The organism is Streptomyces piniterrae (genome assembly GCF_005048155.1).
Classification (GTDB): Bacteria; Actinomycetota; Actinomycetes; order Streptomycetales; family Streptomycetaceae; genus Streptomyces; species Streptomyces piniterrae.
On the sequence record NZ_SUMB01000019.1, the window covers coordinates 31,660 to 52,909 of the forward strand.

Annotated in this window: 16 protein-coding genes; 3 read left to right on the forward strand and 13 right to left on the reverse strand. The window is 70.8% G+C overall.

Going from position 1 to position 21,250, the window contains the following annotated elements; translation table 11 throughout:
- Positions 1 to 435: 435 nt before the first annotated feature.
- Entirely contained in the window at positions 436 to 2,097 is a 1,662-nt protein-coding gene (locus FCH28_RS36400) for an ATP-binding protein (RefSeq protein ID WP_136744708.1), read from the forward strand.
- Entirely contained in the window at positions 2,094 to 2,768 is a 675-nt protein-coding gene (locus tag FCH28_RS36405; protein ID WP_136744709.1) for a DUF7342 family protein, read from the forward strand. The genes FCH28_RS36400 and FCH28_RS36405 overlap by 4 nt, the downstream gene beginning before the upstream one ends.
- A 41-nt stretch (positions 2,769 to 2,809) precedes the next feature.
- Here FCH28_RS36405 and FCH28_RS36410 read toward each other — a convergent pair whose 3' ends face one another.
- From FCH28_RS36410 to FCH28_RS36435, 6 genes are all read right to left on the reverse strand, one after another.
- The gene (locus FCH28_RS36410; protein ID WP_136744710.1) at positions 2,810 to 4,426 is read right to left on the reverse strand and encodes a solute symporter family protein; all 1,617 of its coding nucleotides are present in this window, start codon (positions 4,424 to 4,426) and stop codon (positions 2,810 to 2,812) included.
- Positions 4,423 to 4,929, reverse strand: coding sequence for a DUF485 domain-containing protein (locus tag FCH28_RS36415; RefSeq protein WP_136744711.1), 507 nt, complete (start codon positions 4,927 to 4,929; stop codon positions 4,423 to 4,425). The genes FCH28_RS36410 and FCH28_RS36415 overlap by 4 nt, the downstream gene beginning before the upstream one ends.
- Before the next feature lie 116 nt (positions 4,930 to 5,045).
- Positions 5,046 to 5,720 (reverse strand): response regulator transcription factor, encoded by a 675-nt coding sequence (locus FCH28_RS36420; RefSeq protein ID WP_136744712.1) that lies wholly within the window; start codon positions 5,718 to 5,720, stop codon positions 5,046 to 5,048.
- Positions 5,717 to 6,883 carry a sensor histidine kinase gene (locus tag FCH28_RS36425; protein WP_136744713.1) on the reverse strand — a complete coding sequence of 389 codons (1,167 nt, stop codon included), beginning with the start codon at positions 6,881 to 6,883 and terminating at the stop codon, positions 5,717 to 5,719. Before FCH28_RS36425 ends, FCH28_RS36420 begins: the two co-directional genes overlap by 4 nt.
- A 32-nt stretch (positions 6,884 to 6,915) precedes the next feature.
- Positions 6,916 to 7,404 carry a DUF1453 family protein gene (locus FCH28_RS36430; protein WP_136744714.1) on the reverse strand — a complete coding sequence of 163 codons (489 nt, stop codon included), beginning with the start codon at positions 7,402 to 7,404 and terminating at the stop codon, positions 6,916 to 6,918.
- A 153-nt stretch (positions 7,405 to 7,557) separates the two neighbouring features.
- On the reverse strand, positions 7,558 to 9,678 hold the full coding sequence (locus FCH28_RS36435; protein WP_136744715.1) for a DNA gyrase/topoisomerase IV subunit B: 2,121 nt from the start codon (positions 9,676 to 9,678) through the stop codon (positions 7,558 to 7,560).
- Between the two features lie 444 nt (positions 9,679 to 10,122).
- On the opposite strand from FCH28_RS36435, the gene FCH28_RS36440 reads away from it, so the two are divergent.
- The gene (locus tag FCH28_RS36440) at positions 10,123 to 10,353 is read left to right on the forward strand and encodes a DUF7455 domain-containing protein (protein WP_136744716.1); all 231 of its coding nucleotides are present in this window, start codon (positions 10,123 to 10,125) and stop codon (positions 10,351 to 10,353) included.
- Positions 10,354 to 10,493: 140 nt separating this feature from the next.
- Here FCH28_RS36440 and FCH28_RS36445 read toward each other — a convergent pair whose 3' ends face one another.
- The 7 genes from FCH28_RS36445 to FCH28_RS36475 form a co-directional block, all read right to left on the reverse strand.
- Positions 10,494 to 11,303: a S1 family peptidase gene (locus FCH28_RS36445; protein WP_136744717.1), complete on the reverse strand. Its 810-nt coding sequence runs from the start codon at positions 11,301 to 11,303 to the stop codon at positions 10,494 to 10,496.
- Between the two features lie 135 nt (positions 11,304 to 11,438).
- Positions 11,439 to 12,986: an RNA polymerase sigma factor gene (locus FCH28_RS36450; RefSeq protein ID WP_281289785.1), complete on the reverse strand. Its 1,548-nt coding sequence runs from the start codon at positions 12,984 to 12,986 to the stop codon at positions 11,439 to 11,441.
- Positions 12,987 to 13,390: 404 nt separating this feature from the next.
- Complete coding sequence (locus FCH28_RS36455) at positions 13,391 to 14,383, reverse strand: FadR/GntR family transcriptional regulator (protein WP_136744719.1); 993 nt, start codon at positions 14,381 to 14,383, stop codon at positions 13,391 to 13,393.
- Positions 14,384 to 14,504: 121 nt separating this feature from the next.
- The gene (locus FCH28_RS36460; protein WP_136744720.1) at positions 14,505 to 16,448 is read right to left on the reverse strand and encodes an ATP-binding cassette domain-containing protein; all 1,944 of its coding nucleotides are present in this window, start codon (positions 16,446 to 16,448) and stop codon (positions 14,505 to 14,507) included.
- A 177-nt stretch (positions 16,449 to 16,625) separates the two neighbouring features.
- Positions 16,626 to 17,390, reverse strand: coding sequence for an NUDIX hydrolase (locus FCH28_RS36465; RefSeq protein WP_136744721.1), 765 nt, complete (start codon positions 17,388 to 17,390; stop codon positions 16,626 to 16,628).
- A gap of 48 nt (positions 17,391 to 17,438) precedes the next feature.
- Positions 17,439 to 19,442, reverse strand: a complete 2,004-nt coding sequence (locus FCH28_RS36470) for a glycogen debranching N-terminal domain-containing protein (RefSeq protein WP_136744789.1) — start codon at positions 19,440 to 19,442, stop codon at positions 17,439 to 17,441.
- 215 nt (positions 19,443 to 19,657) lie between these two features.
- Positions 19,658 to 21,235 carry a DUF4192 domain-containing protein gene (locus tag FCH28_RS36475; protein WP_136744722.1) on the reverse strand — a complete coding sequence of 526 codons (1,578 nt, stop codon included), beginning with the start codon at positions 21,233 to 21,235 and terminating at the stop codon, positions 19,658 to 19,660.
- Between the last annotated feature and the right edge of the window lie 15 nt (positions 21,236 to 21,250).

The following is a 21,250-nucleotide window of genomic DNA, read 5'->3' on the forward strand; positions in this document are numbered from 1 at the left end:
ACGTTCACCCTGCGAGACTAAGCGCGCACAATCCGCAGCCGAAAGCCCTGTGGATAACTCCGCAGGGCCCACCGTTCGCGGGGCACAAGTCGCTGCGCGCCTCCGTCCGACCACCCTCCGGAATCAGGCTGGCGCGAATTACCGACTGCGCTACCACCGCGCTTACTGTTCATTCATATGGGCGAGAAGGACGAATCGGCTCCGCGCCCGAGCGCCGCGAGGTTCTCGGGTTCCGCGCCGTTTCCCGGCGGCTCGCCAGGCGCTGAGGCCACTGCGGACGAGACGAGCCGGGCAGACGGTGCGGACCAGCCCGGTCGCACCAAGCGCGCGGCCGGCAGTCCGCCTCCGCCCGGCAGTAGCCGGCGGACTGCCCCGGGGCTGCGCCTGACACGCCCCCGCCTGGGCTGGCCCCGCCGGGTCTTTTCCCAGGTGCTGATGGTGCAGCTGGCCATCGCCACCGGGGTCACCGCGCTCGCGACCGGCCTGTTCCTCGCCCCGCTCAGCTCCGAGCTCGACGATCAGGCCATGCACCGAGCCCTCGCCATAGCCCAGACCACCGCCGCCGAACCACGCCTCGACGACGCCCTGGAGGCATCCCGCCCCACACGTAACGGCCCCGTCCAGAACGAGGCCGAGCGGATACGCGCCGCGACCGGAGCCGAGTACGTGGTGATCATGGACAAGCGGGGTGTGCGCTGGTCGCACACCGACCCGGACGAGATCGGACATCACGTCTCCACCGACCCCAGCGTCGCGCTCTCGGGCCGGGAGGTCATGCAGATCGACGAGGGCACCCTCGGGCGCTCGGCACGCGGCAAAGTCCCCCTGCGCGACGAGACCGGAAAAGTCGTCGGAGCCGTATCCGTCGGCATCGCGTACGAGAGTGTGCAGCAACGGCTGCTCTCCACCGTCCCCGAGCTGCTCGCCTACGCGGGCGGAGCGCTCGCTGTGGGTGCCCTGGCCGCGTACCTCGTCTCCCGCCGCCTCCAGCGCCGCACCCACGACCTGGCCTTCTCCGATATCTCCGCATTGCTCACGGAGCGCGAGGCGATGCTGCACGGCATCCGTGAGGGGTTCCTCGCGCTCGACGGACACGGCCGGATCCGCCTCATGAACGATGAGGCGCAACGGCTCCTCGACCTGCGCGCCAAGGACGCCGGCCGTCCTCTGGCCGACGCGCTGCCGCCGGGACGTACCACCGACGTGCTCGCCGGCCGGGTGTCCGGTTCAGATCTGCTGGCCGTCAGCGGTCAGCGTGTCCTGGTGGCCAATCGGATGCCGACCGACGACGGCGGTGCCGTGGTCACCTTGCGCGACCGCACCGAGCTGGAGCGGCTGGGCCGGGAACTGGATGGCACCCGGGGCCTGATCGACGCGCTCCGTGCCCAGGATCACGAGCATGCCAACCGGCTGCACACACTCCTCGGGCTGCTCGAACTCGGGCTGCACGAAGAGGCCGTGGAGTTCGTGACCCAGGCCGTGGGAGTCCACCGGGCGACGGCCGAACAGGTCACCGAACGCATCCACGATCCGCTGCTGGCTGCTCTCCTGGTCGGCAAGGCGACCGTCGCCACGGAGCGCGGCGCCTCGTTGAGCATCTCGCCCGATACGCACCTTCCGGACCGTCTGATCGACCCGCACAGCCTTGTCACCGTTCTCGGCAATCTCGTCGACAACGCCTTGGACGCCACTACAGGCAAGCGGGACGCCCGGCTGGAAGTGACGGTCCGTGTCGAGGGTCGCACCGCGGTCGTTCGCGTCTGTGACAACGGGCCGGGTGTGCCCGAGTGCCGTCGCGCGGAAATCTTCACTGAGGGCTGGACGACCAAGGAACCGCCCGCTCACGGGCAACGCGGGATCGGTCTGGCCCTCGTCCGCCGACTCGCCGAGCGCTACGGGGGAGGTGCCGAGGTCGGTGAACGGGCCGGTGGAGGCGCGGTGTTCACCGTCACGCTCCCCGATGCGCTGACCGACGAGCTTCCCGCGCCGCGTGAAGAACCCGGCCACGACGCGCTCACAGGAACCCACTCGACCGCCAGTCCTCGTGACACCGAAGGCGGTCGCCACTCCGAAGACGTGACGGGAGCCGGCCGATGATCGATGTGCTGGTCGTGGACGACGATGTGCGGGTCTCGGAGATCAACGCAGCCTATGTCGCCAAGGTCGCGGGATTCCGGGTCAGTTGCCTTGCGCACACCGCCGCCGAGGCTCTGGCCGCGCTCGACAGGCACCCTGTCGATCTGATCCTTCTGGACCACTACCTGCCGGACAGGACGGGGATCCAGCTGGTGGGTGACTTGCGGCGGCGAGGCCTGGTCACCGATGTGATCATGGTGACCGCGGCGCGCGATGTCGCGACCGTCCAGGCAGCCATGCGCCATGGTGCGCTGCAGTACCTGGTCAAGCCGTTCACCTTCGCGGGCCTGCGTTCCAAGCTGGAGGGCTATGCGGCGCTGCACCGCACTTTCGAGGGTGGTGGCCAGGCGGAACAGTCCGAAGTCGACCGGATCTTCGGTGCGTTGGGGGCCGCCAACGCCGGCCCTGCCGAGCTGCCCAAGGGGCACTCCACCGCCACCGCCGATCGTGTGCGCTCGGTGCTGCGTTCCGCGGACGCCCCGCTGTCGGCACAGGACGTCGCCCTCCAGGCGGGCGTGAGCCGGCAGACCGCCCAGCGCTACCTCAAGCTTCTCGAACGCACCGGCCGGATCAGCCTCACCCTCAGGTACGGCGAGACCGGCCGCCCCGAGCACCGATACGAGTGGGTCTAGGCGTCGAGGCCGGCCCGGTCCAGCGCCTGCGGCACGGCTCCCTACGCCGCCCCTGCCCCCGTAAGCGCCCGTACTTCCGTTTCCGCATGTCTGGTTTCATCGGCGGCCTTCGGGGAGAGCACCGATCCCAGCCAGCCCATGAGGAAGCCCAGCGGGATCGACACACCACCGGGGTTCTCGAGTGGGAAGTACGCGAAATCCAGTCCCGGGAGGAGTGACTCGGGGCCGCCGGAAACCACCGGCGAGAGCACGACGAGCACGATCGCCGGGATGAGGCCGCCGTAGACCGACCAGACCGCGCCGCGGGTCGTGAAGCGCCGCCAGAAGAGGGTGTACAGCAGCACCGGCAGGTTGGCCGAGGCGGCGACCGCGAACGCGAGACCCACGAGGGAAGCGACATTCAGGTCCTGGGCGAGCAGCGCCAGGCCGGTGGTCGCCACGCCGATGCCCACCGCCGCGACCCGCGCCACGGTTACCTCTCTCAGCGCGCTGCGCTGCCCGTCCTTCGTTGTGGCACGGGGCCGCCGCCGCAGCGAGGCGTACAGGTCGTGTGCCACGGAAGTTGAGGACGCCAGCGTGACGCCGGCGACCACGGCCAGGATCGTGGCGAAGGCGACTGCGGCCACCACAGCGAACAGAACCGTTCCTCCCGTTGAGCCCGCGCCGCCTCCCAGGTCGCGGGCGAGTAGCGGGACCGCGGTGTTCCCGGCGGCGTTGGACACGCGGACGGTGTCGCTGCCGATCACCGCGGCGGCGCCGAAGCCCAGCACGATGGTCATGAGATAGAAGCCGCCGATCAGGCCGATGGCCCAGACGGCGGATCGGCGGGCGGCGCGCGCCGTGGGGACGGTGTAGAAGCGCGACAGGATGTGCGGCAGCCCGGCCGTCCCCAGGACGAGCGCGATTCCGAGGCTGATGAAGTCCAGTCGCGATGTCCAGTCGCCGCCGTATTTGAGGCCCGGTGCGAGGAAGTCGCTTCCGTGGCCGCTGTGTTCGGCGGCGGTGTTCAGCAATGTATTGATGTCGCCGTGAAAGCGAGCCACCACCAGGACAGTCAGTGCGATCGCGCCACCCATGAGGAGCACCGCTTTGACGATCTGGATCCAGGTCGTGGCCCGCATGCCGCCGAAGGCGACGTAGACCACCATCAGTGCGCCGACCCCGATCACCGTCCATGTACGGGCTTGTGCACCCGCCCCGCCCAGGAAGAGCGCGACGAGGCTGCCGGCCCCGACCAACTGGGCCACCAGGTAGAGCACGGAGACAGTGACGGAGGCGGCACCGACCGCGAGGCGAACACGGCGTTGGCGCATCCGGGCGCCGACGACATCGGCGAGGGTGAACCTCCCGCAGTTGCGGACCAGTTCGGCGACGAGGAACAGCACGATGAGCCAAGCGACGAGAAAGCCGACCGAGTACAGCAGGCCGTCGTAGCCGAAGAGGGCGATCAAACCGGCGATGCCGAGGAAGGAAGCGGCGGACATGTGGTCGCCCGCGATGGCGAAACCATTCTCCAGAGGGGAGAAGAGCCGCCCGCCCACGTAGAAGTCCTCGGCCGATCCGCGCCTGCGGCGGGCCGCCCAGGTGGTGATCCCGAGCGTGACGGCTACGAACGCGCTGAAGAGAACCAGCGCCAGAGTGTGCTGGTCGACGCTCAACGGTCGGTCCTCCCAGTCAGCTCCTGGGTCTCCCAGCGGATGTCGAGCGCCGCGCGATCCCGACGCAGCCGTGCGTGCCGCGCGTACGCCCAGGTGAACAGGAAGGTCGTGACGAACTGGCCGAGTCCGGCGAGCATCGCGACGTTGAGTGCGCCGGCGACGCGGTGCGCCATGACGTCCGGTGCCATGGTCGCCGCGATCACATAGGCGAGGTACCAGGCCAGGAAGGCCGCCGTGGCGGGCACGACGAATCGCCGGTACCGGCGGCGCACTTCCTGGAAGGCGGCGCTTTTCTGCACCACCCGGTAGACGTCGTCATGCGACGCGGACCGCGGGTCCGGTACGGGCGTCTCCTGGGGCGACTGACGGTCGTCCCGTTGCCGCGCCTCGTCCCCTGCTTCGTTCGACTCGCCCCACCCTGAAGCGAGGGCGTCGTACCACGGGTCGTCGAGCCGTACGGCCGCCCCTGGCTCATCGGCCGCACGGCCGTCCTTCTTGTCCACCGAACACTCCTTGTTGCACAGGCCTGTTCACCGTGCGCCCAAGAATGGGACAGAAGGGAAGATCAAGAAAGACAAGGATTCTTCATTCCGAATGCTTCACCCCATCAGGTGAGGGACTATCCGGGCGGCTGTGCGAGTCCGTGGCGGTACGCGTAATGGATCGCCTGAGCCCGGTCTCGCAACCCCGCTTTGGCGAACAGGTTGTTGATGTGGGTCTTCACCGTTGCCGTGGAGACATGCAGGGTGCGCGCGATCTCCGGATTCGCCTGCCCCTCCGCGATGAGCCGCAGCACCTCGACCTCGCGGGCGGTCAGCCCGTCGGGGGCTTCGTCCGGCGGTTCCGGCAGGTTTCGTACCGGCTCCGCGAAGCGCTCCAGCAGCCTGCGCTGGATCTTCGGCGACAGTCCGGCCTCACCCGAGAGCACGCCATCGATGGCGCGGACGATCTCGTCGCCGTCCGCGTCCTTGGTGAGGTAGCCGCGGGCGCCGGCCTGCAGGGCGGGGAAGAGCGAGTCGTCTTCGGCGTAGGTCGTGAGCACGACGACCTGGGTGCCGGGGTGCTCGGCACGAATACGGCGGGTCGCCTCGACGCCGTCGCAGCGTGGCATGCGCAGGTCCATGAGGACGACGTCGGGGGCGAGCTCGGCGACCCTACGGATGGCTTCCTCACCATCCGCGGCCGAACCGACGACCTCAATGCCCGGCAGCAGTCCCAGCAGCATCACGATTCCCTCGCGGACCACGGTCTGGTCATCGGCGACCACGACGCGTGCCGCCCTGCGCGTCGTCATACGGGCACCCTCAACCGCACCACGAAACCCTCCTCGTCAGGACCGGACTCCAGCGTTCCGCCGAGGAGTTCGGCGCGCTCCCGCATCCCGAGCAGACCGTATCCGGCACCGCTCTTCGCGAGCTCGCCGGGCGTGCCCCGGCCGCCCGAGTCGCGCACCACAAGTCCAACATCGCCATCCGCGTACTCCAGCCGCACGCTCACCCGGGCGCCCGGCGCATGCTTGCGCACGTTCGTCAGCGCCTCCTGTGCCACCCTGCGGACCGCGAGGCCCGCTTCCGCCGGCAGCGCGCGGCGCTCGCCCGACACGTCAAGCCGCGCGCCCTCAGCCGCGGTCAGGCGGCGCAGGAAGTCCTCGACCGGGGCCATCTCCCCGCGCAGCGCGGAAAGCGCCTCACGCGTGCCGTCCAGCCCTTCACGGGCCATTCCCCGGCACGCCACCACCCGTTCCAGGAGCTGGTCCCGGTCCGCTTCGAGGTCTTCGCTGCGCAGGATCAGCAGCCGCGCCGCCTCCAGGTGCACCAACTGGGCGCTCAGACTGTGCGCGAGGACGTCGTGGATCTCGCGTGCGATCCGCCCTCGTTCGGCGAGTGCCGCCGTTTCGGCCTCGGCCTTACGGGCGGCCCGCTCCTGGGCCAGCAGTCGCTGCGCGTTGCCGCGTGCCTCGGCGTCGAGCCGCAGTACGTACCCGGCCAGGCCCAGCCCCACAGTGGTCGCCGCGGTCATCACCCAGTTGTCGTTGGTCACCGCGGCGTACGCCCCCAAAGCGACGGCGGAACACGGCAGGGCGACACAGAGCGGCAGCCGTTCCATGGAGGTGATGGCGCAGCCGCACCACAGGACGACCGCGGGAACCCGCGCTCCCGAGGCGTGGAAGGCGAACGCCGCGGCTTCCAGGAGCACGAACAGCCCGATGGAGGGCCACAGGCGGTGCTGCCGTGTGGCCTGGAAGAACTTCACGTAGACGACCCCGGTCAGCACGAGCCCCGCGGATCCGGCGAGCAGTCCCCAACCGCGGAACGCCGGCTCGGCCAGCGCGCTCCACAGCATTCCGGCCAACAACAGCACACGGACGGCCCGGCCGATCCACAACCGGGAATCGCTGATGCCCTCACGGGAGAGCGCCTCACGTAGCGGCCAGCGCGTCCACGAGGTCTGCGTCACGAACGGTCCTTCCCGAAGGCCGGTGACGTGGTTCAGCCGGCAACTGGGACACGGTACGTGGCTCGCAGAGACTGAGCCCGCCATGTGGTGACGCCGGTGCGGGTCAGCAGCATGGCGGCGACGGCGAGCATGGTGGCCGGGGTGCCCTGGTGGATGCCCAGGGCCGCCGCGATGCCGACGAGGCCGAGGCGCAGCGCCATCCCGCCGAACCAGACGCCGGCGGTCGCCCAGCCGCCCTTGGTCCAGACGCCGCCGTCGTCGTCCGTCCACATGCGGCTGGTCCAGGCCCAGGCGGCGCCACTGGCGAGTCCGATGGCGACTCCCGCGGCGAGCAGCACGACGGACAGTGTGTGGTGCGCGGAGTCCAGGAGCCCCGGTTTCCGGAGCGCCATGACGGCGAGGACGGCGGGAATCAGCCACCCGTTCTTGCTCTCGGCTGTGACGCGCTGCGCCTGGAACTGCCGGATGAACACCATCGCGACAACGACGACGGTCACGAGAGTGTTCAGCGAGCCGCTCATATCCGGGGCCTCCGTGGGGGTTTGACGACGCTTCCGACGCTACGGAGTGGGCCCCACCGGGCGGATCGGAGCCTGGGTGGGGCCGGGGTGGAAACGCGACGGGCGCCTGTCCACCCGTGGGTGGAGAGGCGCCCGTGGGGACCTGCGGCCGGCTCAGGTGTCGATGCGCGAACGGTCCAGAGTGGAGGCGGAGTTGGTGATGAACTCCTTACGGGGGGCGACTTCGTTGCCCATCAGGAGGTCGAAGGCCTTCTCCGCCGATTCGAGGTCGCTGATGTTGATCCGCCGCAGGGTGCGGTGACGCGGGTCCATGGTGGTTTCGGCGAGCTGGTCGGCGTCCATCTCACCGAGGCCCTTGTAGCGCTGGATGCTGTCCTTGTAGCGGACCTTCTTGCGTTCGAGTTCGAGCAGCGTCTGGCGCAGTTCGCTGTCCGAGTAGGTGTAGATGTACTTTTCCTGGCCCTTTTTGGGATTGACCAGTTCGATGCGGTGCAGCGGCGGAACGGCGGAAAAGACCCGGCCCTGCTCGATCATCGGGCGCATGTAGCGCTGGAAGAGGGTCAGCAGCAGGGTGCGGATGTGCGCGCCGTCGACGTCCGCGTCGGCGAGGAAGATGACCTTGCCGTAGCGGGCGGCGTCGATGTCGAAGGTCCGACCGGACCCGGCCCCTATGACCTGGATGATGGCGCCGCACTCGGCGTTCTTGAGCATGTCCGAAACCGAGGACTTCTGGACGTTGAGGATCTTGCCGCGGATCGGCAGCAGCGCCTGGAATTCGGAGTTCCGCGCGAGTTTCGCGGTGCCGAGCGCCGAGTCTCCCTCGACGATGAACAGTTCGCTGCGGTCGACGTTGTCGCTGCGGCAGTCCGCGAGCTTGGCCGGCAGTGAGGAGGACTCCAGAGCCGTCTTCCGGCGCTGGGCCTCCTTGTGCTGGCGGGCGGCGATGCGCGTACGGGCCGCGGCCACGACCTTCTCCAGGATGGAGCGCGCCTGCTGCTTGGCGTCCCGCTTCGTGGACGTCAGGAACGCCTTGAGTTCCTTGCTCAGCACCTGGGCGACGATCCGCGAGGCGGCGGAGGTGCCGAGGACCTCCTTGGTCTGGCCCTCGAACTGCGGCTCCGCGAGCCGCACCGTCACGACGGCGGTGAGGCCCTCCATGGCGTCGTCCTTGACGACGTCGTCCTCGGCGACCCGCAGCAGCTTGCTGGACCGCAGCACTTCGTTGACGGTCTTGGTGACCGAGCGCTCGAAGCCGGAGACGTGGGTGCCGCCCTTGGGCGTCGCGATGATGTTGACGAACGATCTCACCGTCGAGTCGTAGCCGGTCCCCCACCGGAGGGCGATGTCGACGCCCAGTTCGCGGGTGACTTCGGTCGGTGTCATGTGGCCACGGTCGTCCAGGACGGGCACGGTCTCCTTGAACGTGCCGTGACCGGTCAGCCGCAGCACGTCACAGACGGCCTTGTCCTGCGCGAGGTACTCGCAGAACTCGCTGATGCCGCCGTCGTAGCGGAAGGTCTCCTCCGACTTGCCGGCGCCGTCGATGCCGCGCTCGTCGCGAACGATGAGAGTCAGACCCGGTACGAGGAAGGCCGTCTGGCGGGCGCGGGCGTACAGCGTCTCCAGGGAGAGCTTGGCGTCCTTGAGGAAGATCTGCCGGTCGGCCCAGTAACGCACCCGGGTGCCGGTCTTCGTCTTGGGCACCCGCTTGCCCTTGAGCAGGCCGTTGCCGGGGTCGAACGGGGCGTCGGGGCCGGATTCGGTGAAGATGCCGGGGACGCCGCGGCGGAAGCTGATCGAGTGGGTCTTGCTGTTGCGGTCCACCTCGACGTCGAGCCGCGCGGAGAGCGCGTTGACGACCGAGGCGCCGACGCCGTGCAGACCGCCGGAGGCGGCATAGGAGCCGCCGCCGAACTTTCCGCCGGCGTGCAGCTTGGTCATGACAACCTCGACGCCGCTGAGCCCGGTCTTGGGCTCGACGTCGACGGGGATGCCGCGGCCGTTGTCGCGGACCTCCACCGATCCGTCGTCGTGGAGGATCACCTCGATGTGGTCGCAGTAGCCGCCCAGCGCCTCATCGACCGAGTTGTCGATGATCTCCCACAGGCAGTGCATCAGGCCACGACTGTCCGTCGAGCCGATGTACATGCCAGGTCGCTTGCGGACGGCCTCCAGCCCCTCGAGGACGAGCAGATGCCGCGCGGTGTAGTTGGAACCGTCCCGGTCTGCCCCGGTCAGCACTGCGGTGGACGGCACGGACATCTCGGCGGTCACGCGGTTCGCTCCTCGCTGAATTTCTGGCAGTCCGCATTCCGCGGACTCGGTTGTGGCGGTGTCGCCGGTCAGAGGGTACCGAGGCCTGGTAGAGCCGATGTGACGCCACCCGTAACCGTGACCATGGTAGTAGATTTTCGATCGCGTGTTCGATCCCTCGTAGGGGTGACGTGTGGATGACGTGCACATCACGTTCCCTTCGAGGCATGAACCATTTAGGCTCCGGGCACGTCCTCATCAACAACCGGCAAGCCAGCCGGGAGGGCAGACCCCAGCAACAACGTGAATCTGACCACCACGCAATACGGCTCATTCGCCGCCACCCGGCAGCACCCGGCCCCCTCGGAGAAATTTTTTCGAGGAAAAGGCACAAGCGGGAACGTTTTCGGCCTGGTTGGATGTTGACCCTGGTACGACAGCTCGTCGAGCTAGAGAAGAGGCGACGTGACTACTGTTCTGACACCCGCGAGCCCGCTGACGGCCGCTGACCGCTGCGACCGCTGCGGCGCCCAGGCATACCTGCGCGTCGTCCTGATGTCCGGCGGAGAACTGCTCTTCTGCGCCCACCACGGTCGCAAGTTCGAGCCAGAACTCAAGAAGATCGCCGCGGAAATACAGGACGAGACGGAGCGGCTCACCGCCTCTCCGGCGTCTGCGCCCCAAGAGGAACGCTGACACATCGCATCCACGACGAGCGAGTAGCGGCCTAGGGCCGTGCGGCGGGCGGTCTCCCCGGCACAATCGGGGAGACCGCCCGCACTCGTACGCTCTCCCGTGCCTGTCAGCCGGCGTGCCTGGCAGCTCCCCCCAACCTCTCAGTCGGCCCCATGTTGGGAGACGGCCGGGAGGAGGGCTGAGGCGCGCGTATACACCCCGGGATGGCCGGCCTGGCCGCAGCCGGTGCCCCATGACACCAGCCCCACCAGGCGCCCGCCCACGACCAACGGCCCGCCGCTGTCCCCCTGGCAGGCATCGCGCCCACCGCGCGGCTCCCCAGCACACAGCATCGACGCGGGCTTGTACGTGCCGTCCGCGCTGCCCGGGTACGCCCCCGCGCAGACCGAGTCCTCCAGTACGTTCACGCCGGCCGACCGCAGCGCCGTCGCATAGCTGCCCTCGCCCGTCGTGTCACCCCAGCCGTAGACCGTCGCCCCGGTGCCCGGACGGTAGGCGGCATCGCCCCGGCCGGCTATCTGGATCGCGGGGCGGCCAGCCGGCTTCTCCAGTCTGAGGACGGCCATGTCGCCCTCGTTCGTCCAGCTGTCGTACCGCGGGTTGACCCACACATTCGCGGCCTTGAGTTCCTGGCCGCCACGGCCCGCCAGGTTGTCGCGTCCGATGACGATCCGCAGATCCCTGACCTGCTGCCACGGCACGCCCAGGACCTCCTTGCTCAAGCAGTGCGCTGCCGTGACGACCGTGGAGCGCCCGACGAGCACACCGCCGCAGAACTGCCCCGAGCGCTCGGTGCCGAAGCGGTCGTGGGAGGCGAGGGCCACCACCCAGGGGCTCTCCGATACGCGTACAGGGTTACCGCCTATCACCGATCCGTCCGCGGCCGCCGAGGTGGGTACGGCCAGGACCAGCACAAAGGCTCCGAGAGTTGCATAGGAGGTCGAACGCATACGGACTCCTGACTCTGGGACAGTGCACGCCCACCCAGAGTGACCCAAACGGCCGCGCCCCGCACCCGGACGGCCGCGAGCCCGGCCCCTCCACCTGGGAGGTCCGGGCTCGCGGCGTCGTCCGTACGCGTTCGACTAGTCGAGGTAGTCGCGCAGCACCTGGGAGCGCGACGGGTGCCGCAGCTTCGACATGGTCTTGGACTCGATCTGACGGATCCGCTCACGCGTGACGCCGTAGACCTTGCCGATCTCGTCCAGCGTCTTGGGCTGGCCGTCGGTGAGACCGAAGCGCATGGAGACCACGCCGGCCTCGCGCTCGGAGAGGGTGTCCAGGACCGAGTGCAGCTGCTCCTGCAGAAGCGTGAAGCTGACCGCGTCGGCCGGGACGACCGCCTCGGAGTCCTCGATCAGGTCACCGAACTCGCTGTCGCCGTCCTCGCCCAGCGGGGTGTGCAGCGAGATCGGCTCACGACCGTACTTCTGGACCTCGATGACTTTCTCGGGGGTCATGTCGAGTTCCTTGGCCAGCTCCTCCGGGGTGGGCTCGCGGCCCAGGTCCTGGAGCATCTGGCGCTGGACGCGCGCGAGCTTGTTGATGACCTCGACCATGTGGACGGGGATACGGATGGTGCGGGCCTGGTCGGCCATGGCGCGGGTGATGGCCTGGCGGATCCACCACGTCGCGTAGGTCGAGAACTTGTAGCCCTTGGTGTAGTCGAACTTCTCGACCGCGCGGATCAGACCGAGGTTGCCCTCCTGGATCAGGTCCAGGAAGAGCATGCCGCGGCCCGTGTAGCGCTTGGCCAGGGAGACGACCAGCCGGAGGTTGGCCTCCAGGAGGTGGTTCTTGGCCCGGCGGCCGTCCTCGGCGATGATCTCCAGCTCACGCTTGAGCTTCGGCGCGAGCTTGTCGGAGTTCGCCAGCTTGTCCTCGGCGAACAGACCCGCCTCGATGCGCTTGGCGAGCTCGACCTCCTGCTCGGCGTTGAGGAGCGGGACCTTGCCGATCTGCTTGAGGTAGTCCTTGACCGGGTCGGCGGTGGCGCCGGCCGCGGCGACCTGCTGCGCGGGGGCGTCGTCCTCGTCGTCGTCGGACAGGACGAAGCCGGCGTTCTCGGTGCCCTCGGCGGCGTCGGGCGCGTCGCCCTTGCCGGGCGCCGGGGTCTCCTCGGTCGCCTCGTCGTCGAGCAGCTCGTCGACGTCCTTCTTGGACGCGGTCTTCTTTGCGGTGGCCTTCTTGGCGGTGGTCTTCTTCGCCGCCGTCTTCTTGGCCGTGGTCTTCTTCGCCGCGGCCTTCTTCGCAGGCGCGGTCTCGGACTCACCGGCGGGGTCCGCCATGGGGGCGGCGGCCGCGGCGGTGGCCTTCTTCACCGTGGCGGTCTTGGCCGCGACGGTCTTGGTGGCGGTGCGCTTTGCCGGACTCTTCGCTGCGACGCTCTTGCGGGTGCGCTTGGGCGCCTCTGCGGCACTGACCATCAGCGTCACACCCTCCTCGTCGAGGATCTGGTTGAGGCTGCGCAGAACATTCTTCCACTGGGTTGGCGGAATCTGGTCAGCCTCGAAGGCCCGACGCACGTCATCGCCGGCGATCTGCCCATCAGCCTTTCCCCGCTCGATGAGCGCCATCACAGACTCGGACTCGGCGATCTCCGGCGGGAGCGTACGGGATGTGCTGGCCGACACGAACAACCTCTCGGAACGATGGAAACGGCTTCCGACCCCGTCCACTGTGGATCGGAGCCGACGACCGCCGGTGGGGATGGACCGGCGGCGCGGGGGGCAGCCGGGGAGTTGAACAGCGTCACGAACGCCGTTCGTATTCCCTCCTCGGCTATCACCTCTTAAGTCATCGCGCTTCCCCGGAGAGCGTTACGCCCAATCCACGTGGCCCGAGTCACACCACATATCGACCTATTCCCAGTCATATGGCACGCAATCCTCTCAAGACCCGGCGCCGGATCCGGGCGACGCCCCGGATCCGGCGATCTCGTGCGCCTTCGATGCGTACGGCGCGCCCCGTCCAGGGAGGCGCGCGGGGCACTCGGCCGCTGGGTGCCTACGGTCCGTACGCGCTCGGGTACGGGCCTTCAGTGTTCGCGGGGCGCGGGGACGACATGATCCCCGGGCGCCCCCGAGCCGGGGGTGCCTGCCTCGCCATGGGCGGCGAGGAGCTGGCGCATGGCGGATTCGGCGGCGGTGGCGTCACCGGAACCAATGGCGTCGACGATCCGCATGTGCTGGCCGACGGACGTCTCGACGGGGCGCTCACAGCCGCCGGACGGACCGCCGGAGACATGCAGGGCGGCGGTGACGATGCCCGAGAGGTGCTCGAGCATGCGGTTGCCGGCGAGCTGCAGCAGCAGGGAGTGGAACTCGGCGTCGGCGCGGGCGAAGGTGAGGGTGTCGCCCTGGGCTGCGGAGTGGCCCATGATCTCGACCATGTCGGCGAGCCGCTGCTGGACGTCCTCACGGGCGTGGCCCGCGGCGAGCCGGGCGGCCAGCGGCTCGATCGTCCAGCGCAGCTCGCACAGCTCACGGCGCTGGTCGTCGCGCTGCGGCCCGTAGGCCCGCCACTCGATGATGTCGGGGTCGAGGAGGTTCCAGTCGCTGACCGGGCGCACCCGGGTGCCGACGTTGGGGCGGGCGCTGACCAGGCCCTTGGCCTCGAGGACGCGCAGCGACTCACGGACGACGGTGCGGGAGACCTCGAAGCGCTGGCCGATCTCCTCGGGGACGAGTGGGCGGTCGGCGCCGAGATCGCCGGAGACGATCATCTGGCCCAGCTGTTGGACGAGTTGGCCGTGGAGGCCGCGGCCGCGGCTGCCGGCCGCCCGGCGGCCGGCCCGGCCCATATCTGCTTCGGAGCCTTCCCACGCCGGCGCGACGCGCTCGGCGCGGTCCGCGCCGGCCGTTGTGGCGGCGTTCGCCGCGTTGCCATAGGGGTAGCGGTCAAGCTCGCCCGGGCCTGCGAGGCCGGTGTCGCCGGGGCGAGCCGCGGTCATCATGGTGTGCGCAAGGGTACTCACGCATCCTTTGTCGGCGACACCCTGAACACCCTTGAGGTCTTTGGTGAAAAGCACACGAAAGGGTGATCGGCCGCCATCTCGCAATTGACGCTTTATCGGAAAGAAATGCGCCTTCTGTAGCGAGTTGCAGACAGCGGGCGCAACTTCGGTGCCGTGAAACGTGCGCCAAGCGCTGTCAATGCGTTCGCCCGCGGCGCACCGTGAGGACATAAGCGCAGACCAGGGCGGTCAGCGACAACGCCATTGCGCTGCCTACGGGTTGTGTCGCGAGGCGCATCGCGACCGATACGCCGTGGTCGATTCCGGAAGGCCACCGCACGGGAGCCAACGACCTCAGTCGCTCGGGGAGCCCGGCCAGGGAACGGGCCGCGGACTCGGCCAGTACGCGTTGCACGAGCGGCACCACCAGGACGGGTACGGCGAGCACCGCCGCCAATCCCATTGCGGTGGACCGGAATACACCGGCGGCCAGGACGCCGGCCCAGGCACAGCCGACCAGCAGCCCGGCCCAACCAGCGACGAGAACAGGCCACTCGGCGATGCCGGTGACCGATTCCGGTCCGAACAGGAAGCGGGCAGCCGCTCCGTTCGCGGCGAGCACGCAGGCGCCGAGAGCGAGCGCACAGGCGCCACTGACCAGAAGCTTCGCGACGAGCAGCCCGAGGCGGCGGGGGACGGTGCCGCGTTCGGGGGCGAGCGCCGGGTAGCTGAACTCCTGGCCGAAGGCGAGCGCCCCGAGCAGGCCGGCGCCAAGTGCGGCCGGGGGGAAGGGAAGTTGACGGGGCCAGCCGGCCAGCACCCGTGACATCGGCGCGTCTCCGTGGCGGGCCAGCAGCAGCGCGAGGACCAGTGAGACGAGGACGGATGCGACGATCGCGAACAGGCCGGTGCGGTCGCTGACCGTACGGCGCAGTTCGTAGCGCAGCGGCCAGGCCGGGCCAGGGGCGGGAAGCCGGGGGATGGTGAGACGTTCGGCGAGCGGTGTCGGCGCGGATCGCGCCGGGCGGGGCACGGATGTCGCGGTCCGGACGACCGGGAGGGTGATGGTGTCGGAGGTCGCGTCGCCGTCGAGGAGGGTGATGTCACGGTCGACGCGGGTGACGACACCGGCGTGCGCGGCGACGTCACCGCCGGGTGTCGGTGACGTACGCGCGGGACCGAGCGGGATGGCGGTGGCACGGGTCGGGGGGCGGCCGTCGGCGCGGTGGAGCGGGATGACCGGGTTGGTGTCGCCGATCTCGTCCGCGAGCCGGTGCACGAGGATGCCGTGCCGGAAGGCGGTCTCCCCGACGGCGGCGCAGCTGGTCCCGTAGACGGCGATGCGGCTGCCGCTCTCCCGTACGACCTCGATGGCGCGGCCGACGGCGGGGTCCTCGGCGGGGTGGGCGCGTTGGGACTCGTCGATGAGCAGTGACGCGAGGCGGTCGGCCTGCGGGGATTGGACGGCCACCCGGGGGCGCAGCCTGGTGCGGGCGAAGTCGGTTCCTTCCTGGTCGGCGACGAGCCGGCCGTCGCCGATGGTGATCACGCGGTTGCCGATGCGGGCGGCTTCCTTGTCGTTGCGGCAGGTGACGAGGACCGTGCCGCCCTGGGCGGCATAGCCGCGGAGCAGGCCGTGCAGCCATGCCGTTTCGCGCGGTGCGAGTCCCTCGGTCGGTTCGTCGAGGACGAGGGTGTGCGGGTCGCCGAGGAGGGCTGCGGCCAGGCCGAGCCGGCGGTCCATTCCGCGGGAGAGGCCGCCCAGGGGCTGGTCGGCGAGTCCGCTGAGACCGACGAGGTCGAGTACGTCGTCGGCGCGGCCGACCGGGACGCCGGCCGCGGCGCTGAGCATGCGCAAGTGACCGCGGGCCGTACGGGCGGGGTGTCCGGGGACGTCGCCGAGGACGACACCGAGTTCACGGGCGGGGTTGGGGACGTGGTGCAGCGGGCGGCCGCGGAAGAGGGCGACGCCGCGGCCGGATTCGAGCTGCAGCATGAGGCGAAGGGCGGTGGTCTTGCCGGCGTCGTCGTCGCCGAGGAGCACGGTGACGCGGCCCGGCCGTGCCTCGAAGCTGAGGTCGTCGACGGCGGGCGGTTGTTCGCCACGGGGTTCGCTGGTCAGTCCGATGGCCTGGATCATCGCGTCCCTCGCGGGGCGTGGGACGGCGCGGAGGCAGCCGGGGGTTCGAGAGGACTCACCGGACCAAGGTAGCGCGATATGTCCTATTTTCCGGGAATTGACGTGCCGTCATGCCCCGGCGGCGCGCACCTGGCCAGGTGCGGTCGTGAGGTGTGCCGCCTGTCCGGCCGCCCCGGCTCAGACCTCCGGGCGCAGCATCGGCGGGTTGAGCAGCGTCGCGCCGCCGGCCGTGAACAGCTGGGCGGGACGGCCGCCCTGACGCGTCGTCGTGCCGCCGGTGGGCACCAGGAATCCGGGGGTGCCGGTCACCTTGCGGTGGAAGTTGCGGGGGTCCAGGGCGACGCCCCAGACCGCCTCGTACACCCGTCGCAGCTCGCCGACGGTGAACTCCTGGGGGCAGAAGGCCGTGGCGAGCGAGGAGTATTCGATCTTCGAGCGGGCGCGCTCCACGCCGTCGGCGAGGATCCGGGCGTGGTCGAAGGCCAGCGGGGGCGCCAGGTCTTCGTCGCGGGCGTGTGTGCCCTCCTGGTCCAGGAGGGTCTCCACCGGCGCCCAGCGCGCGCTGTGGGCGTCGCCGCCGGCCCGCGGGGCGGGCAGGTCGGGGGCGAGCACGAGGTGTGCGACGCTGACGACCCGCATACGGGGGTCGCGCTTGGGGTCGCCGTAGGTGGCGAGCTGTTCGAGGTGCGCGCCGTAGGCGGGCGGCGGGCCGGCCTCCGGGTGGGCGTGCAGACCGGTCTCCTCGGCGAGCTCCCGGGCGGCCGCGTCCTCAAGATCCTCGTCGGGCCGGACGAATCCGCCGGGCAGCGCCCAACGGCTCTGGAACGGCGGCTCACCGCGGCGTACGGCCAGCGCGCACAGGGCATGCCGGCGCACGGTGAGCACGACCAGGTCGACGGTGACAGCGAAGGGCGGATAGGCCGACGGGTCGTAGGGAGGCATGTCGTGATCATAGTCGTCCGCCTGACGATAAACAGGCCCCGCCGAGCTTCACGACCCCAGTTGCAGACCGTCGGCGGCCGCCTCCACCATGCCCATGCCGAGCCTGCTGATCCGTACGGCGAACGGCTGCTCGGCGACGCTCAGGCCGGTGAACTGCATCGCGCCGAGCGGGGCGCTGCCGAGCGGGCGTATGGCGACCGTCCCGGCGGGGACGTCGGGTCGCAACCCGGCGAGCTCGATCAGTATCCGTACCGCGCCGGCCGCCGCCACCGCGGCGGGTCGGCAGGCGGCCGGGTGCGGTACCGGGACGTCGTGCGCGGTGCGCTGTTCCCCCGCGTACATCTCCGGCAGGCGATGACCGAAGCTCTCCGCCGCGTCGAGGACACCTCTGGTGAGGGCGCCGGCCGCTTTCTCGTGACCGGCCGCGGCAAGTCCGGCGGCCGCGATGGCCGTCTCGTGGACGCGGACCGCTCCGCTGCGGTGGCCGAAGGGGTTGTAGCCGCTCTCCTTCGCGCCGAGTCCCCGCAGGCCCCAGCCGGAGTCGAGGGCGGGGCCGGCCAGCAGCCTGGCCAGCTGGCCGGTCTGTGCCGCGTCCAGCAGCCCGGGGGCGAGGGCGCCGCCGCCGAGCAGGCCGGTGTCGAGGAGATGGGCGGCGGCGGAGCCGAGGTGCGGCAGCGGGCGGCCGTCAGCGGTACGGAGGGCGGCGGGGCGGCCCCCCGCGCGGTCCTCCAGCCAGAAGTCCGTACGGAATCGGTCGCGCAGGTCCGCGGCCCACTCGCGCAGCTCCGCCGCGTCACGGGAGCCGATGGCATCGAGGAGGTCGGCGCCCAGGAGCGCGGCGCGGTGGGCGTGGGCCTGCGTCTCGCAGCGGTACGGTCCGTCGGGCCCGGGGTCGGGGACATAGCCGCCATGGCGCGCGCCCGGAGAGCCGGCGGCGATGCGCAGCCATCGCAGACAGCGCTCCGCGGCGGGCAGCAGCCGCTCGGTCTCCTGATCGGGCAGGCCCCAGCGGCGCGCCTCGGCGAGGACGGTGGGAAACAGCAGCGTGGCCTCGATCCCCGTGCAGCTCGGTGGGGCGTGGGGTCCCGCGTCCCGGAGGGCGCCGGGAATTCGACCGAAATCCGCCCCTGGCGTGGCGTGTTGGGTACGGGCGAGTGCGCGCAGGGTGCCCGCGGCAAGCCGGGTGCCCAGTGGCAGCAGCATCCGGGCCGCCCACAGCGCCTCGGCGGGTGCGAGGCCGCAACGCCAAGGGAAACCGCCGGCGACGTAGACATCCCCGGGCGCGGCGGGATCGCGCAACAGCAGGCCGTGCAGATCGTCCAGGCTGCCCGCCAAGAGCGCGTCCGCCCGGTGATCGTCGCACTCCAGCTGCGCGGCGGCCCAGGGGCGCGGCGGTCCCTCTCCGCGTGTCCGGGGGACGGCGCGCCCGGTGCGGGGCCCGGGGATCCGGGGACGCCGGCGGCCACCGAAAAGCCCGTGATCGCCGGGGCGGTCGTCGGTGTCCTGCTCCAGCCGGATGCGCAGCTCGATGGTGCAGTGCCCGCCTGGTGGCAGTTCCAACTCCCAGCGCAGCAGGCCCGCCGAGGCCAGGGCATCCTGGGGCGGGGGCGACGCGGAGAGCACCGCGTGCGCCCCGGGTCCGGACCAGCGCAGCCCCGATCCATGGACCGCGGCCCGCAGTTCGGGCCCGGGGAGGCCGACAGCCACGGCGCCGAGCTCGGCGAGGTCGGTGCCCAGCCGGATCTCGACCGGGAGACGGGCCGGCCGTGCGGAACTGCTGCGGAAGGTGATCCGCTCGGTGCCGTCGGCGCATCGCAGCCGCTCCATCCGGATCTCCGGATCCGGGCCGCGCTCGCCGGTCCTGCGGATCGTCCCGATGAACCGGGCGCGGTCCGCGCCGGTCAACCGCCCCTGGACGACGAGTGGTTCACCGCCGGCCGCGCGCAGTTCGCATCGGGAGAGGATTCGTCGGCCGTCGCGGTAGTAGCCGTCCAGGCCCTGCCCGGTCAGCTGGCCCGAGGCGGGCGAGACGGCGACGGCCGGCAGGGCCACGCAGATCAGCGCGGTGTGGACGGGTTGCGGCTGGGGGGTCCTGGGCGGCGCGAGGCGCCGCTCGTCGTACGGCCGGCGGGCCGGCTGGCTAGTGGGGACGATGCCTGGCACGTTCTGCGCTCCCTGGTGGGGTCGGGGCTCCGTACGGCCTGCGCCACAGATCTGAACGGTTGGGCCGGCGCCCAGGTCACGCCGGCCACACACCGAGGGCACGGTCACCGCCTGCTCCGGTCGCCGTCCCGGCCGGCCCGGCGGCGGCCGCGTCCGTCGGTCGAACGGGCGCCGGGTGCGGTGGCGCCCCGGGGCTTCCGGGGGCGGCCGGCGGCGCCGGAGCGGCCCTGCCCGGGCCGGGTGGCGGGCTGCGCCGCCTCCTTGGCGGCCGCGGCCAGCGCGCTGTCGGCGGCCAAGGCCTCTTCCCGCTGGCCGCGCAGGGAACGGCGCAGCGGCTCCGGGTCGAGGCCGTCGTTGACGGCGCGGTGCAGCAGCTGGGCGAAGAGGTAGTCGGGGTCGACGCTCAGGGCGCGGCCCAAGGCGACCCGTGCCGAAGGCCCGTCCTCGGTGGACCAGCAGACCCAGCCGGCCAGGGTGAGCGGTGCCGCCGCGTGCTCGGCGTAGCCGCCGGCGCAGCGGCGGGCGAGGGCACGCCAGAGCCGGAGGGCCGGCGCGGCCTCGGGGCCGTCCATCCACTCCGCCGCCCGGTCGCGGGTGGCCCGGTCCTGGAGTCCGAGGATGAGGTCGGCGGCCTCGCCGTCGGTGATCAGCGCGTCGTCGCAGGCGTCCCTGGCCCGGTTGCTGCCGGAGGGCGTGTCCTGACGGAACCGGCGGATCATCGCACCGGCCAGGTCGAGGGTGTCGCGGCGGACGACCGCGGCACCGTCGCGCCGGAGCATGCGCGGGACGAGGGCGGCGGCCGCGGCGTCCAGCGCCTTGACCTGGTCGGCGGCCCGTGGCCCGGTGCGGGGCGTCAGCCGGGCCTCCATCTCCTTGAGCGAGCCGCGCACCTGCATTCCCGCGTACGCGGCGGCCGCGGCCATCACGGAGGTGCCGGGCATGACCAGCGGCGTTCCGTCTGGGGGGCAGCATCGGAAATCGGGGCAACAGTAGGACCAGTAACGGCCGTTGGAGAGGCACAGGGCCTCGAGGACGGGGACGTCGAGGGCGCCGCAGGCGGTGCGCAGCCGCTGGGCCAGGGGGCGGAGCCGGTCCTTGACGTCCTTGCCGGTCTCGCCCGCCGCGGGCTCCTGGCAGAGGAAGACGAGGATGCCCGCGGGGCGGGCGGCGCGGTCCTTGCCGGCCGACACCAGGCAGTCTGCGAGCTGGTCGGAGACATCCGGCCACTGTGTGGTGTCGGTCGGAATGCCGAGCCGGACCCGGCCGCCGAAGCGTCCGTGTTCGCCGTGCAGCGCCACCAGCACGATGCTGTCATCCGGATAGAAGCCCAGGAGATACGGCAGGGCGTCGGCAAGCTCGGCCGCGCTGCGCAGGGTGACGCGGGGTTCGGTCGGCGGGCTGCTCTGAGGGGCACCGGCGGGAAGGGTGGGAGGTGTGGGAGGTGTGGGAGCAGCAGGGTTGCTGGGATCGGTGGGACCGGCGGGGCGGTCGGAGGAGTTGGCGGGGTTGACGGGGTCATCGGGAGCGGCCGGGCCGGGCGGGCCAGGCGGACCGGAGCGTGCAGTTGGTTCAGCGGAACCGAAGGAGTCGAAGTCGGAGGGGTCGGAGGGGTCGGAGAAGCTGGCCGAATCGGAGGAGTTGTCGTTGGTGCCGGGCTTGGGCGGTTCGCTGTGCGGATTCATGGCTCGAAGATCCCG

Bases quoted from the DNA above. Each gene is read 5' to 3' on its own strand.
- FCH28_RS36405 (WP_136744709.1), top strand. From the start codon at position 2,094: ATGATCGATGTGCTGGTCGTGGACGACGATGTGCGGGTCTCGGAGATC.
- FCH28_RS36460 (WP_136744720.1), bottom strand. From the start codon at position 16,448: ATGATCCAGGCCATCGGACTGACCAGCGAACCCCGTGGCGAACAACCG.
- FCH28_RS36420 (WP_136744712.1), bottom strand. From the start codon at position 5,720: ATGACGACGCGCAGGGCGGCACGCGTCGTGGTCGCCGATGACCAGACC.
- FCH28_RS36475 (WP_136744722.1), bottom strand. From the start codon at position 21,235: ATGAATCCGCACAGCGAACCGCCCAAGCCCGGCACCAACGACAACTCC.
- FCH28_RS36465 (WP_136744721.1), bottom strand. From the start codon at position 17,390: ATGCCTCCCTACGACCCGTCGGCCTATCCGCCCTTCGCTGTCACCGTC.
- FCH28_RS36445 (WP_136744717.1), bottom strand. From the start codon at position 11,303: ATGCGTTCGACCTCCTATGCAACTCTCGGAGCCTTTGTGCTGGTCCTG.
- FCH28_RS36400 (WP_136744708.1), top strand. From the start codon at position 436: ATGGTGCAGCTGGCCATCGCCACCGGGGTCACCGCGCTCGCGACCGGC.
- FCH28_RS36430 (WP_136744714.1), bottom strand. From the start codon at position 7,404: ATGAGCGGCTCGCTGAACACTCTCGTGACCGTCGTCGTTGTCGCGATG.